General features: G+C 38.3%; 15 protein-coding genes. 7 read left to right on the top strand and 8 right to left on the bottom strand.

Translation table 11 applies throughout. From position 1 onward, the window contains the following. Window positions 1–172 precede the first annotated feature (172 nt). Window positions 173–1,774 (bottom strand): ATP-binding protein, encoded by a 1,602-nt coding sequence (locus BSAG_RS06085; RefSeq protein ID WP_004313188.1) that lies wholly within the window; start codon window positions 1,772–1,774, stop codon window positions 173–175. A 498-nt stretch (window positions 1,775–2,272) separates the two neighbouring features. Beyond that, a complete protein-coding gene (locus BSAG_RS06090) occupies window positions 2,273–2,800 on the bottom strand; it encodes a DJ-1/PfpI family protein (protein ID WP_004313187.1) in 528 nt (175 codons plus the stop codon). 166 nt (window positions 2,801–2,966) lie between these two features. On the opposite strand from BSAG_RS06090, the gene BSAG_RS06095 reads away from it, so the two are divergent. The 7 genes from BSAG_RS06095 (at window position 2,967) to BSAG_RS25970 (ending at window position 7,948) form a co-directional block, all read left to right on the top strand. After that, on the top strand, window positions 2,967–3,317 hold the full coding sequence (locus tag BSAG_RS06095) for a winged helix-turn-helix transcriptional regulator (protein ID WP_004313186.1): 351 nt from the start codon (window positions 2,967–2,969) through the stop codon (window positions 3,315–3,317). Between the two features lie 29 nt (window positions 3,318–3,346). Continuing rightward, window positions 3,347–3,790, top strand: a complete 444-nt coding sequence (locus tag BSAG_RS06100; protein WP_004313185.1) for a GNAT family N-acetyltransferase — start codon at window positions 3,347–3,349, stop codon at window positions 3,788–3,790. 9 nt (window positions 3,791–3,799) lie between these two features. After that, entirely contained in the window at window positions 3,800–4,480 is a 681-nt protein-coding gene (locus BSAG_RS06105) for an RNA polymerase sigma factor (protein WP_004313184.1), read from the top strand. Window positions 4,481–4,541: 61 nt separating this feature from the next. Continuing rightward, window positions 4,542–5,066, top strand: coding sequence for a DinB family protein (locus tag BSAG_RS06110; protein WP_004313183.1), 525 nt, complete (start codon window positions 4,542–4,544; stop codon window positions 5,064–5,066). A 530-nt stretch (window positions 5,067–5,596) separates the two neighbouring features. Beyond that, window positions 5,597–5,746: a hypothetical protein gene (locus tag BSAG_RS25340; protein WP_008770608.1), complete on the top strand. Its 150-nt coding sequence runs from the start codon at window positions 5,597–5,599 to the stop codon at window positions 5,744–5,746. Continuing rightward, entirely contained in the window at window positions 5,743–6,681 is a 939-nt protein-coding gene (locus BSAG_RS25975) for an AAA family ATPase (protein ID WP_004313182.1), read from the top strand. Before BSAG_RS25340 ends, BSAG_RS25975 begins: the two co-directional genes overlap by 4 nt. Next, window positions 6,668–7,948, top strand: a complete 1,281-nt coding sequence (locus tag BSAG_RS25970) for an AAA family ATPase (RefSeq protein WP_004313181.1) — start codon at window positions 6,668–6,670, stop codon at window positions 7,946–7,948. The genes BSAG_RS25975 and BSAG_RS25970 overlap by 14 nt, the downstream gene beginning before the upstream one ends. 300 nt (window positions 7,949–8,248) lie before the next feature. Here BSAG_RS25970 and BSAG_RS25965 read toward each other — a convergent pair whose 3' ends face one another. The 6 genes from BSAG_RS25965 to BSAG_RS06135 all read right to left on the bottom strand — a co-directional run bounded on the left by BSAG_RS25965 (window position 8,249) and on the right by BSAG_RS06135 (window position 13,459). Further along, the gene (locus BSAG_RS25965) at window positions 8,249–8,374 is read right to left on the bottom strand and encodes a hypothetical protein (RefSeq protein WP_008019746.1); all 126 of its coding nucleotides are present in this window, start codon (window positions 8,372–8,374) and stop codon (window positions 8,249–8,251) included. Further along, the gene (gene creD / locus BSAG_RS06115; protein WP_004313180.1) at window positions 8,367–9,719 is read right to left on the bottom strand and encodes a cell envelope integrity protein CreD; all 1,353 of its coding nucleotides are present in this window, start codon (window positions 9,717–9,719) and stop codon (window positions 8,367–8,369) included. The genes BSAG_RS25965 and creD overlap by 8 nt, the downstream gene beginning before the upstream one ends. Window positions 9,720–9,745: 26 nt before the next feature. Further along, window positions 9,746–10,042, bottom strand: coding sequence for a winged helix-turn-helix domain-containing protein (locus BSAG_RS06120; protein ID WP_004313179.1), 297 nt, complete (start codon window positions 10,040–10,042; stop codon window positions 9,746–9,748). Next, window positions 10,043–10,642, bottom strand: a complete 600-nt coding sequence (locus BSAG_RS06125) for a hypothetical protein (protein WP_004313178.1) — start codon at window positions 10,640–10,642, stop codon at window positions 10,043–10,045. Between the two features lie 231 nt (window positions 10,643–10,873). Continuing rightward, on the bottom strand, window positions 10,874–12,364 hold the full coding sequence (locus BSAG_RS06130; RefSeq protein WP_004303833.1) for a UxaA family hydrolase: 1,491 nt from the start codon (window positions 12,362–12,364) through the stop codon (window positions 10,874–10,876). 30 nt (window positions 12,365–12,394) lie between these two features. Further along, window positions 12,395–13,459, bottom strand: coding sequence for a LacI family DNA-binding transcriptional regulator (locus BSAG_RS06135; protein ID WP_004303832.1), 1,065 nt, complete (start codon window positions 13,457–13,459; stop codon window positions 12,395–12,397). Between the last annotated feature and the right edge of the window lie 93 nt (window positions 13,460–13,552).

Raw genomic sequence — 13,552 nt, 5'->3', positions numbered from 1 at the left:
AAAATCAAAATAGCGATGCAAAAGTAGTGTTTTTCACAGGAAGTGGCAAAAAGGAAGTCGAAAGAAGGCATTATTTCATTGATCTTTCTATAGATGAGGGAGACACTCCATAGAAAAAAAGTATAACCTGTTCCTACTATTGATAAGTAGGGCAGGTTCTTTTTATTATTTCTTATTGATTTAAGCGCAAGGGATGTGTGAACCAGAAACGGCTGCCGACTCCTATTTCGGATTCGGCACCGATAGTGCCGCCAAGATGTTCGATGATACTTCTGCAAATAGATAGACCTAAGCCCGTGCCTTTTGAAAAAGAGTTGAGTTTTACAAATCGGTCGAACACCTGATCTACTTTATCGGGTGCAATCCCCATACCTGTGTCTGTGACAGCGAATTCTATCTCATTACTTTCTGCTTTATGGCGATATTCCAACATAATCTGCCCTTCATTTGTAAATTTGAGAGCATTATTTATGAAATTGGTAATAACCTGCATTAAACGTTTTTTGTCTGTGTAAATATAATATTCAGGTAAATCCGGAGCCAGCAAAACGGGTACGGGTTTATCTTCTTTTATATCATAATTGCGCATTATATCTTCGCAGAAGCTCTTGATATCCAGGTGATCCATGGTGAAGTCGAGTGTTCCGGCTTCTATTTTCGATAAATCGAGAATATCGGAAATCAACTGCAAAAGAAGTTCTGTGTTTTCCTGCATAATGTCAACATAATCCTGACGTTCTTTTTTGTCGTCCGATTCAACCAACAGACTTGCAAAACCAACAATCGCATTTAGCGGAGTGCGGATTTCGTGACTCATGTTAGCGAGAAAGGCTGATTTTAAGCGGTCCAGATTTTCTGCTTTTTCTTTGGCTACTCTTAGTTCTTCTTCAATCGTTTTTTGATGGTTGATATCGACACTGGTTATAACATGTGCTATTTGTCCGTCAATCCAGGCAAATGCTGCGCTGAATACCCGGAACCAACATTTGTCAAACGGGCGTTGGTAGTCCCAGGAGTAGACTTTGGTAGGTTGCCCGTTTTCGTCAATCAAATGTTTTTTAGGACAAAATTCACATTCTCCGGTTTTATCTTTATAAAGAGCCTGCCAGCATTTTTTTCCTTCAAAATGTTCGATGCCTCCATAAGGAGCGGCCATAGATTCATTGACATATAGCATATCATGAGAATCAAAAGAGTTCACATAAATGTCAACTCCCATATTATTCATGATGCTGCTTAATGTCTTGCTTGCCCGCACTTCTCTTTCTTTATATTCCCGCACTGCTATTTCCTTGGAGAGGGAGCCTAAAATGAGATGAATCACTTGAAGTTCTTCATCGGTGAAGGATATTGCATGTTCTCTGTCTCCAAATCCGATGAATCCGATAATTTTCCCTTCGGAGTCTTGGATTTGCCGGATTAGTAATGAGTCGACTTTATAAAAATCCACGATGTCTACATCATTCCAAGAAGTATTTTGGTTTCTGCAAGCATAAAAAGGTTTGTTCTTTCCATTTATGCGCGCAGCATGTTGATTGGTCATTTCGCTGATTTCAAAACGTTGTCGCAGGATGTTGTCGCTATTTCCGACAGTTTCCTTTAGGTAAAAGTAGCGAAATCCATCAGTTTGGTAAATGAATCCTCTTTTAAAACCATAGTATTCGCAAATATCCGTAAGTGATTCTGTGATTTTGTTTTCAATAGATTCACAGCCATTCAATCTTTCTAGAAAATGAAGTAAAAATGCATTATAATTTTCTTTTTCTCTGGTCATATTGTTTTAGGCATCTTGTTTGGTTATTTAAACTCGAAAGGAGTATGCTGTTTATCTCTTTCAAATCTTCAAGCTGCTAATATACGGACTTTTTTAAAAATGATGAACGCTGTTTCGGATTTTTGTAATGTTCCGTTTTTCTTTTTCTTGGTGCGAAAAGATAATGTAATATATGATATTTCCGTTGGATTTTAGTTAACTAACAACAGTATTTTGAGAAATAAAGAGGTGGGATTGTACGGATTTATTAAATAAAACGTTGTTTGGGGAAGTTAGTCAGTCTTAGAATTTTTCGAACTTGTAAGTAATTGATTACTAATGCATAATAAATGGTGTGTTTTTCCTTTAAAACCAATGGGTCGCTCCTTTAAAAGAAACGACCCGTTGCACACCGAGAAACACACCGTTCCTTTTAAACGAACGTGCTTTTTCATCTTCGGATACGTGAATTTAAATAATAATGTTTATATTTATTGTTTTATATCTGCGCAGCCGGCATTATTTTAATGCTTCGGTAACCTGCGGCATCATTGTCCAAATAGTATTTTCATTTTGAGCGGTGAAGAAGTTACCATCTATCTCTGATTTCTCATCGGTAGCTGTTCCGTTTTGAATAGCTGACTTGGCTAATGGGTGAACTGCTACTTTTTTCCCTTTGGTTATACCGGTAAAGTCAAACATCATTGCACTGGCACAATGTCCGATCATCATTTTCCCTTTATCCCCGAACGTTTTAATGACTTGCATCAAATCTACATTATAAGGCTTATCGGCATTCTGCTGAAATACAGGCACTGCATCGCCACAAGAGAAAACGAGTGCGTCAAACTCATCTTCGTGTCCCTTCAAATTAGCAATCACATCATCCACTGTTAGGTTGATTCCTGAATTTGTTTTAATCTCCTTCGTATCCGATACGGCAAATACTTTATATGAAATGCCATTCTCGAAAAATGCTTCCAAATATTGGAATAATCCACAACCATTTACCGGATTCACTGCTAAAACTGCAACTTTCTTTGCCATAATCATAATTATTTAAATGAAACAATAGTTATTATTAGTAAGTTTATTACTTTTGTGATGCAAATGTATCTTTCTTGTTTGAGAAATGCAATAACATACTTGAAAATAAGGAAGTTACATAGAGGTAACTATTGCTGAAACTCAATAAAATACAAAACGTTAAAGAATGAAAAACTTTCATCCGACGGGGAATTGTCCGATAAGAGATGTGCTTAGCCGCTTGGGAGATAAGTGGTCGATGTTGGTGCTTATTACGCTGAACGCAAATGGAACTATGCGTTTTAGTGATATCCATAAAACGATAGAAGACGTCTCTCAAAGAATGTTGACTGTTACATTGCGTACTTTGGAATCAGATGGATTGGTTGAACGGAAAGTATATGCTGAAGTACCTCCTCGTGTGGAGTATTGCCTGACAGATACAGGTGGTACCTTGATTCCTCATATTGAAGGACTGGTGGGATGGGCTTTGGAGAATATGAATATTATTTTGGACCATAGGAAAATGAGTCGGTAACATTTTTATTTTATGACAAAATAGAAAATATGGAGATAAAACTAGTAACTTCAGATAAAAAAGAATTCCTTGATTTATTACTCTTGGCTGATGAACAAGAAAGTATGATTGACCGATATTTGGAACGCGGTGATATGTTTGTTCTTTATGATGACGGGTTGAAAGCTCTTTGTGTGGTGACACGTGAGGGAGAAGGTGTTTATGAAATCAAGAATATTGCTACTGTTCCTTTCTTCCAACGACAGGGGTACGGAAAACGTTTAATAGAGTTTTTATTTGAATATTATCAGGGGAAGTGCTCTGAAATGTTGGTGGGCACAGGAGATGTACCTTCTTCCAGATCATTCTATGAACATTGTGGTTTTGCGATTTCTCACCGGATAAAGAATTTCTTTACTGACAACTACGATCATCCGATGTATGAGGAGGGTGTGCAGTTGGTGGATATGATATATTTGAAGAAAACATTTTAGTGTGTAACGATGGAAATAGATATCAATCGTTTGGTGAAAGAATATGGAAATATGATTTCCATGATTGCTCACCGGATGATTCTGAATAAAGAAATCGCCCGCGAAGCAGCACAGGAAGTGTGGTATGAACTTTGCAAAAGTATCACTAGCTTTAAAGGCGATTCGGAGATTTCTACATGGATATACACTATCGCTCGTCGCACTATTGGCAGATATGCAGCATGTGAAAAGCAGGTGAAAATGTCGGAAATCGAATATTTTCGTTCGTTGCCGGAATTTGAATATTCCGGTGGGGAAGAAGCGAAGCGGGAATGGATAAAAGAAAGGTGCGACTGGTGTATCACCGCTTTAAATCATTGTCTGAATAATGATGCTCGTCTGATTTTTATCTTTAGAGAAAATGTCGGGTTGCCTTATCGGCAGATTGGCGAAATCATGGAACTGAAAGAAAGTAATGTGCGGCAAATCTATAATCGTTCCATTCAGAAAATCACAGCTTTTATGAATGATACTTGCCCGTTATATAATCCCGATGGTGCTTGTAAATGTCGCATTTGCAAACCGGTATATTCTATTGATATGGATAAAGAATATACAATGGTGCAACGAATGATGAGGCTTGCCGATTTATATAGGAAGTTTGAAAAAGAACTACCGAGGAAAAATTATTGGGAGAAATTCTTGCAGTAAGTTGTCACAAAGCTCATTTGCTTTTCCACTAACTATATGTATAATTAAAAAACATATAGTTATGAGTAAAATTGACTTTTTAAAGGAGCAGATTATAGAAGCTCGCACATTTGTGAATCGTTTGATGTCTGAATTGCCGGAAGATTTGTGGTATGTTATTCCTGAAGGAACAGATTCTAACTTTATTTGGCAAGTGGGACATTTGCTTGTTTCACAGAATTTTCATACACTGACAACTGTTACCGGGGTAAACGAAAAGGTGGGGCGGTTAGTGCCTATCCAAAAATATAATAGAATATTCAATGGTATGGGAACATTGCATCGTTCCATAGAAGAGGGCTTGATTCCAGTTGCTGAATTGAGAGAACAAACGGAAATAATTCATCAAATCTGTATTGAGAATCTGGAAACTCTGAATGATGATGTTTTGGCAGAGTGCTTGCAGCCTTTCCCGTTTAAACATCCTGTTGCAGAAACTAAATATGAAGCATTGTCGTGGAGCTTTAAACATGAAATGTGGCACAGTGCAGAAATGGAAGCAATCAAAAGAGAGTTGGGGTATCCAATCGTTTGGATGGAGGGATAAATATTCGGTTATATTATCTAATCTTTATGAGCTAAAAAGCTATGCTTTATGACTGCCAAAGCTATGCTTTAAGGATGCTAAAGCATAGCTTTAAAGTGCATTATACATAGGAAGTTTGATTTATTTTCCAAGGCTTCACTTTTTCTTTAAAAACTCTTATTCATCGGTGATAGCGGGTGAAGGGTTTGTATTTCACCCGCCTTTTATTCGGATTTCTTGTACTTCAGTTTTGTTTTGACAATGGCGAGTTATATTAAAATAGTAAGTTTCTTTATGTGAAATTTGTGTGGATGAAATACTATTCGTATTTTTAAACTTACTATTGGTAGAAGTAAGTATATAAGCTTACTTTTAAAAGTAAATAGTTTGAGATATGAGTATATATGCTGCAATTCCGGCTTATATAGTTGTTTCGACTTCATTATCGAAAGAGGCTCTTGTCGAGTTGTCTATAGGAGTAAAATGTTTTTTTAGAAAAGACAGCTGCTGATTGTGATGGTTCTTGGGGCAGATTAGTTATTGAATGTGTAATGAAACACCCAAATGACGCATTGAGGATTGCAATAGGTATTGGTGGAATGAGAATAGTTGATAAAGAACTTGACATGATGGATGGTTATGAATTTATGAAGGTAATTAATGGATGTAGTACTGATAACGACAAAATTTCAAAGGTATGATTAATAAAATTTCGATAAAAGGTCCCGCCAGTTATAAGAATATGGCTGTTTTTGAAACTGACAAGAATATAAACTTGATCTATGGACTTAATGGCTCCGGCAAAAGTACATTGTCAGAATTCCTTAGAAAGAGAACTGATAATGAATATGCAGAATGTTCTATTTCGCCATTGTTAGATGAAGATACAGAAGAAATTCTCGTTTATAATGAGAACTACGTGAATGATGTATTCTATAGTTCCGATACTCAAAAAGGTATTTTCTCTTTATCAAAGGAGAATGCAGGAGCTAGAAAAAGAATTGATGCTGCTAATGCTGCATTGCAAGTTGCAAACAGAGATTTTCAAAAACAAGAATTACTACAAGAAAAAGAATTAGAAGCTTGGACTTCAACAAAATCAATATTTGCTAATCGTTTCTGGCAAATTAAAACACAATACACTGGTGGCGATAGAGTTCTGGAGTATTGTTTTACAGGTTTGAAAAGCAGTAAAGAATTATTGCTGAATCATATTGTTGGGTTGGCAAAACCATCTAATAAGCTTGTTGATTCTATTGATCAATTGAAAGAAGAAATACAACGACTGAATGAAGCTAAAGGGACTCAAATCCCACTTATTCAGGAAATCACATTTTCTGCAGGAGACATTGAAATAGATTCTTTATTTAAAGAGGTTATAACTGGAAATGCTAATAGTCGTGTTGCTAAATTAATAGATAGTCTTCATAATTCGGATTGGGTAAAGGTTGGCTTAAGTTTTGATACAAAAGATATTTGTCCATTTTGTCAGAGGCCATATCTTGATGATGATATAATAGCGGAACTAAGGTCATATTTTAATGAAGATTATGAAAAAGCAGTAGCAGATATAGAGAGTAAGGGAAAGACATACAAAGACTCTATTGATTTAATTCCAGATATTGATTTTTACTAATATTCCAATTATCCATGAGTTAGAGCAGACCTTTGCATTGGCCTTTAGAGCATATAAAGAAGCGGTAAACTCTAATCTGATTGAAATACGTAAGAAGTATCAAAACCCAAGTCAAATAGTTGAATTAGAAAATACTTCAACCAAATTAGGTGTTGTTAATAGTATTATACAGCAAGCTAATGCTATTATTGTAGAATTCAATAAAAAAGTGGTAGGTATTGATGGTGAACTTGCTATTATAAAGAAAAAATTCTGGAATAGACTGCGTTATGATTATGATCAATCTGTTACTGACTATAATAATCAAAAGGCTTCTACTGAAAATAAAATACGAGCATGCGAAACTGCAAAACAACATGTTCAAAGTCTGATAGATGAACAAAAGGCGATTATAGAAGCAGAACAGCAAAGCATTGTAAATATAGAGGAGTCCATTAACCATATAAATACTATGTTGGTTGACATGGGAATAATAGACTTTAAAATCATAAAATGCAGAGAAGAGGGCTTGTATCGTATTGTGAGAGGAGAAGATAGAAGTTCTGTATTCAAGACGTTAAGTGAAGGGGAAAGAACTATTATCAGTGTTTTGTATTTTGTGGAAACATGTCAGGGAATACTGGATAGGAGTAAGACGCAGAAGAAGCGTATTATTGTTATTGATGATCCTGTTTCAAGCTTGTCCACTATGTATGTGTTCAACATCGGTAGATTGTTGAAAAACGTTTTTTATCCTGAACTTATTAAAGATAGCACGCAGGAAACTGGCTTCTTAATGAAGCGTAAGTTTGAACAGGTTTTTATTCTAACTCATAGTCTTTATTTTTTCTATGAGATGACGGATATGCGTGAACCACAACGTCATGCGTACCAATCTTTATTCAGGGTTTCTAAATCTGTGGCAGGTAGTAAAATTGAGACTATGCATTATGAACATATTCAAAGTGATTATCATACATATTGGATGACTATCAAAGATCCTGATACGCATCCTGCCTTGATTGCCAATTGCATGAGGAATATTATAGAATATTTCTTCAATTTTGTAGAAAAGAGGGATTTGAATAATGTCTTTATTCAAGATAAATTCAAGCAACCCAAATATCAAGCTTTCCAACGTTATATTAATAGAGAGTCTCATTCTCTAGGTCAAAATATTAATGACTTTAAAGATTTTGATTACAATATATTTATGGATGGGCTAAAAATGGTTTTTCTAGAAATGGGTTATTCAGAGCATTATAAAAAGATGATGAAATTGAAATAATCACCGTAATAATTGAAATAATCACTGTAATGATTTGAAATAAACATTGAGAAGAAAAAAATAATCTATTAGCATCTTTTCATTAGCTTATAGCAAAATCAAATATCATTATAGCAAAAAGAATTATGCTTATAGCTAATGAAATATTGATCCTGATGGAAGGGTAGGTGAAGAGTTAGCCCTTCACCCTGTATCTCCGACGAATAAAAAGTATCGGAGCAAGGTGAAGGGTGAATTGCTTATTAAAAAATACAAGAAAAAAGCCATTTGTTAAGTATTTCAGTTCCATTATGGTTATTATCAGGCACCGTAATTAATCTTAGCTTTCGTTTCCCCTTGTAGTAATATGGATAGAAAGGAAGCGATCATCATCGTCTGATTCTCCTTTTGGATCAGGATGTGAATTTCCCCCAATGGTTTATTCATTAAACCAATCTATCTTCTTTGAAAAATACATTACCATTGCAAGGATAATAAATAATCCCAAGCTGCCTGCCAGTAACGCAAAAGTTTCTAGCTGAATAAGAACAAATATATAAAGATAAAGTATACCTAATAGTCCGGACATGATTAATGACGGTTTCTTTTTCTTGGTGATTCCGAACATATATCCGCCTACCAGTATAATAGTCAGTGCAGAAGATAACAAATAGGCCGGGTTGAAGCCGACGTGTTCGGAGAAGGAGAGGAGCAGGCTGTAGAATAGACAGAGAGCCAGTCCTACCAATAAATACTGCAAGGCATGAATGCGGGTCTTGTTCATGATTTCAGTGAAGAAGATAACTCCGAAAGTCAGTAGGATAATCAGAATGGCATACTTTGCGGAGCGCATGGACTGCTGGTATTGTTCCACCGGAATTTTGAAGTTCACACCGAAACTGGAACTCTCAATATCCTTGATATTTGAGGTGTTGAAGTCAACCATCACTTGTGAGTAATTCCGGTTCAAGTTTAAAACTTGCCATTGTGCGGAAAATTCCTTCTCCGTAATATTCCGGTTGTTAGGCAGATAGTTTCCGGTAAAGCTCGGTGTATTCCAGTTAGCTTTCAGATCTACACGGGTTGTTTTACCCAATGGAATAAAGTTGAGTGACTGTGAACCTTTCAGTTTGATTTTTATTTCGTATGGCAGTTTTTTGTTCTGCTTCAACTCCGACAAATTAGCGATCGCATGAACTCCGGTGTTAGCTATTCCTCTGTTGTCCATACCCGGCTCGAATATATAAACAGAATCTCCCAAGGTGATGCTGATTTGTTCGCTGATACCCCGCATATCGGTCAGATTCAAGCAAATAGCTGCCCTGTCAAACTGCAGTTGCTCCATATCTATTCTGCTCTTTTTCAATTCTTCCGAACTGAATGACCCTTTCAATGTCAGTTCCGATTGATATACATTGACTTCATAGATACTTCTTTTCAGGATTTCAGTCTTCAGTTGCCCGTTGACCATAAGCTCGTCAGGAAAAAGTATCAGGTCTTTGATGGAAACCTTCTTCTCGCCGTTGTTTTCAGTGACAACCGGATACTGGAGATTCAGGTAAGGGCCAGTGATGGTCTGTGCAAGACTCCATTTTTCGCTTACCTCGTCGATAGCTTCTTCCTGGGTTCGTCCCCGTTCGGAAATAAGATTCTCAATCATAAACATGGGGATCATTAGGAGAAGGATTAATAATCCGATGATGACAACCTTGATTGTTTTGGAGAAACGGTGGAGGCATCCCATAGGTTGCTGCTCCTGTTGTTCATTTGAATTTTCATTGAAAGCGTCCATAAGCCAGTAGTGTTTTGATGAATTATTTATTTTGATTTTAGAAATTTCTCTAAGGCTTCAATATGCGATTTGAAAGCTTCTCTGCCTTGCGGGGTTGCCTGAAAAACAGTCCGTGGTTTTCGTCCGACAAAACTTTTGTTGCATACGATATATCCCAGTTCTTCCAGGGCACGGGTATGGCTGGCAAGATTGCCGTCGGTCAGAGAGAGCTGCTCTTTCAGAAAATTGAAATCAGCTTCCTCATTTACCATCAGAATAGCCATGATGCCCAGTCGGACCTTGCTTTCGAATGCTTTATTAATATATTGGAATGCTTCTATCATTTATGATCTCTTTCTTTCGTAGTGTAAATAGAACAATATACCATAGAGGATATGGAAACCGCCGAAACCGATGGTCCAAAACAATAATGAATGACCTTCCCAAAAACAGTCTACGACGCCCAAACAGATGAAAGCATAACCTAACCATATGATGCTGGAATAAGTAAACTTGGAAACGTTGACCAGTGCCAGCCCATAAAATAGAAGCATGACCGAAGCCAGGATGTCATAATACTCGTGCATAAGGATGGAAATACATAAAACACCTCCGGTCAGCATCGGAAGAGAGAAATTCCACAATGCCCGGTAAGTGAGGCGGCTGAAAAATTTTTGCCCTGTCTTCTTGGATTTGTAATAGGACAGGATGCAAGCAGTGACCGCAGCAGCTACCAATACGAGCGAGGCTATTATAGCCATCAATTCAAGGGCAACAATTAAATGAGTGCCCGGTGTAATAACTTGTGTGGCGATATATGCGCCAACTAATGCGTAAATGCCCGCCATGATTGCAGCGAGACCACTTAGAGAGATAAACTTTGAGGACTTTTCCATCAACTCTTTTATCTCATTTACCGATTCTAATGCTTTATCTTTATTCATATAAAAAGTACTTTGTGCTGCAAAGTAAAATAAAAGATTTCAGATGAACAAACTTTTTGCTTGAATATTTTGATAATAAAGAGTTCAATGGTATGATGAGGCTTTGATATGGTATTATACAAAAAAGAATTGCTGTCCCGTTCAACTTCTTGTTGAGTAGGGGATAGCAATTCTATGGTGTTAACGATATGTCTTTTAACTTCGTATAAGTTACTGTATCAAAAAAATAATTTACAAGGTTACGCCTGTTTTAAAGATAGCAATTTCGCGATAGCCTTTCTTTTCGTTGTTTACGAATTCACCGCTTGCTACTTTGATAATATAATCAATGAAACGTTCGCAAGTCTTTTCCATCGGTTCGTTTTCTACAATTACACCAGCGTTGAAGTCAATCCATCCCGGTTTGTTTTTAGCCAGCGTTGAGTTGGTGGAAATCTTCATGGTTGGAACAAAAGTACCGAAAGGAGTACCACGTCCGGTGGTGAAAAGTACCATGTGGCATCCGCTTGCAGCAAGGGTGGTGGCTGCAACCAGGTCATTGCCCGGAGCAGAAAGCAGATTAAGACCTTTTTTCTGTAAACGTTCACCGTAAGGCATCACGCCGGATACATAGCTCTTTCCGCACTTTTGGGTGCATCCCAGTGCTTTTTCTTCCAGGGTAGAGATACCACCGGCTTTGTTTCCCGGAGAAGGATTTTCACCGACAGGCTCTCCGTGTGACAGGAAGTATTCTTTGAAGTCATTAATCAGATGGACGGTCTGTTCAAACAGTTCCTCGTTTTTGCAACGGTTCATCAGGATGGTTTCTGCACCGAACATTTCCGGTACTTCGGTCAATACGCTTGTACCTCCCTGTGCAATCAGGAAATCGGAGAACATACCCAATAGCGGGTTTGCTGTAATGCCGGAGAAACCATCGGAACCACCGCATTTCAATCCCACACGCAGTTCGGACAAAGGAACATCGGTGCGTTCGTCTTTAGAAGCCTTTGCATATAAATCACGCAGGATTTCCATTCCTTCTTCATACTCGTCACCTACCTTTTGAGTAACCATGAACTTCACGCGGTCTTCATCAAACTCGCCCAGAAACTCACGGAACACGTCCGGCTGGTTATTTTCGCATCCCAAGCCTACTACCAATACAGCGCCTGCATTGGGGTGAAGCACCATGTCACGAAGAATCTTTTTCGTATTTTCGTGGTCGTCACCAAGTTGTGAGCAACCGTAGTTGTGTGGGAAAGCGACAATGGCATCCACTCCCTTACCTTCGGTTTCGCGACGCAGTCCTTCAGCCAGTTGACCGATGATACCGTTTACGCAACCTACTGTCGGGATAATCCATATTTCGTTTCTTACCCCTACATCACCGTTTTTGCGACGATAACCTTTGAAAGTAAGATCTTTATGAGGAATATCCAAAGAAACCTGAATCGGGTTGTAAGTGTAATCCAACAATCCGGCGAGGTTGGTTTTGATGTTCGTTTCGTTCATCCAGTCACCCTGTTTCTTTGCCATTCGTGCATGTCCGATAGGATAACCGTACTTGATTACATTTTCGCCTTCAGCAAAATTCTTCAATGCGAATTTATGTCCGGCAGGAATGTCTTCGTTCAGTGTAATTTCAATGCCATCTACAGAAAGATGCTCTCCTGCCGGGAGGTTAACAATGGCAACGGCAACGTTGTCGGCAGGATTAATTCTTAAATACTTTGTTTCCATGTAATGTACTTGTAAAGTTGTACTTTGTTGTTATTTGCTATGGTAATAGTCTATTGTTTCTACCGTTAACAAGTCGATGGGCATATAGTTGATGCAGGTCACTTCTTTCTTGAAAATAAGGTGATCGCAAAGAGCTTTGATGCCATTGGCGCCTTGCAGTTCCGGTTGCTGGGCAATGAGGAAAGAGATGCTTCCTTCTTTCAGGCAGGTGACATTCCGTTCCAGAAGGTCATAGCCTATCAGATTGAAATCTTTCTTTCCGCGACTTTGCAGGTATTCGCCGACGATATAGGCTTTAGAGTTGAATGTGATTCCGTTCTTCACTGTCGGATAGGTACGGAAGAATTCATCCAGCATCTCATTGTCTTCGTCGTTGCGTTCGGCATGCAAGTCGAGCTCCAGTATAGTACAAGACGGATGATGTTCTTTCATGTACTGCCTGAAACCGATTTCTCTGTTCTCTTGCTGGTTAGAGCCCACAATTCCTTCATGTATCTTGCGGAAAATAACGATTTCCTTTTCATCCCGTGCCAGTAACATCATCATTCTGGCAGCAAAATATCCGCTTTGGCGTGAGTTCTGACCGAAGAAGGCGAGGGGAGGAACGTCTTTGATATTGGAGTCTATATATATATAAGGTATATCCAATGCCTGCAACTGATCGGTGAAACCTTTCGTATACTGCGGAGCGGTAGGAGCTACCATCACTCCGTCCGGCTGTAAAGCCAGAATGGCTTCGCTGGCATTCTCGAATGAATGGTAGTCGTACGGATCGTAATAGTTGATTTTCACCGAAGTATTGAAATCCGAATAGGTGGCAATAGCTTCGTGGATACCGGTTTCTACCGCTGTCCAGTATTCGCCTTCCAGATGCTCCGGCAGCAGACAGATAAACGTATACTTCTTATTAGAAGCCAAAGCGCTGGCGTACATGTTGGGCTGGTAGTCAAGCTGCTTCAGAATTTCTTCTACGCGTTTCTTGCTGGCTTCCGACACTCCGCTACGTCCATGAATAACGCGGTCTACTGTTCCCACTGATACATCTGCCAGACGGGCGATGTCTTTGATTCTGATCCTTTCGGGCAATTTATTCATACGATAACCTTTATTTATATAGGTTTTTGTGCTCGCACACAATAATAATCTTAATATTTTCGATACAAATATATAACAATTTTTGTAATTACG

The organism is Bacteroides sp. D1, from assembly GCF_000157095.2.
Taxonomy (GTDB): domain Bacteria; phylum Bacteroidota; class Bacteroidia; order Bacteroidales; family Bacteroidaceae; genus Bacteroides; species Bacteroides xylanisolvens.
Note: the sequence above shows the minus strand (reverse complement) of the source record. Positions and strands in the feature narration are given on the sequence as shown.

What these genes read in the sequence shown, in the direction of transcription:
- BSAG_RS06130 (WP_004303833.1), bottom strand. Translation starts at nt 12,364, where the DNA reads ATGGAAACAAAGTATTTAAGAATTAATCCTGCCGACAACGTTGCCGTT.
- BSAG_RS06095 (WP_004313186.1), top strand. Translation starts at nt 2,967, where the DNA reads ATGAAAAACTTTCATCCGACGGGGAATTGTCCGATAAGAGATGTGCTT.
- BSAG_RS25340 (WP_008770608.1), top strand. Translation starts at nt 5,597, where the DNA reads ATGAAACACCCAAATGACGCATTGAGGATTGCAATAGGTATTGGTGGA.
- BSAG_RS06105 (WP_004313184.1), top strand. Translation starts at nt 3,800, where the DNA reads ATGGAAATAGATATCAATCGTTTGGTGAAAGAATATGGAAATATGATT.
- creD (WP_004313180.1), bottom strand. Translation starts at nt 9,719, where the DNA reads ATGGACGCTTTCAATGAAAATTCAAATGAACAACAGGAGCAGCAACCT.
- BSAG_RS06100 (WP_004313185.1), top strand. Translation starts at nt 3,347, where the DNA reads ATGGAGATAAAACTAGTAACTTCAGATAAAAAAGAATTCCTTGATTTA.
- BSAG_RS25965 (WP_008019746.1), bottom strand. Translation starts at nt 8,374, where the DNA reads ATGAATAAACCATTGGGGGAAATTCACATCCTGATCCAAAAGGAGAAT.
- BSAG_RS06135 (WP_004303832.1), bottom strand. Translation starts at nt 13,459, where the DNA reads ATGAATAAATTGCCCGAAAGGATCAGAATCAAAGACATCGCCCGTCTG.
- BSAG_RS06090 (WP_004313187.1), bottom strand. Translation starts at nt 2,800, where the DNA reads ATGGCAAAGAAAGTTGCAGTTTTAGCAGTGAATCCGGTAAATGGTTGT.
- BSAG_RS06110 (WP_004313183.1), top strand. Translation starts at nt 4,542, where the DNA reads ATGAGTAAAATTGACTTTTTAAAGGAGCAGATTATAGAAGCTCGCACA.
- BSAG_RS25975 (WP_004313182.1), top strand. Translation starts at nt 5,743, where the DNA reads ATGATTAATAAAATTTCGATAAAAGGTCCCGCCAGTTATAAGAATATG.
- BSAG_RS06120 (WP_004313179.1), bottom strand. Translation starts at nt 10,042, where the DNA reads ATGATAGAAGCATTCCAATATATTAATAAAGCATTCGAAAGCAAGGTC.
- BSAG_RS06125 (WP_004313178.1), bottom strand. Translation starts at nt 10,642, where the DNA reads ATGAATAAAGATAAAGCATTAGAATCGGTAAATGAGATAAAAGAGTTG.
- BSAG_RS06085 (WP_004313188.1), bottom strand. Translation starts at nt 1,774, where the DNA reads ATGACCAGAGAAAAAGAAAATTATAATGCATTTTTACTTCATTTTCTA.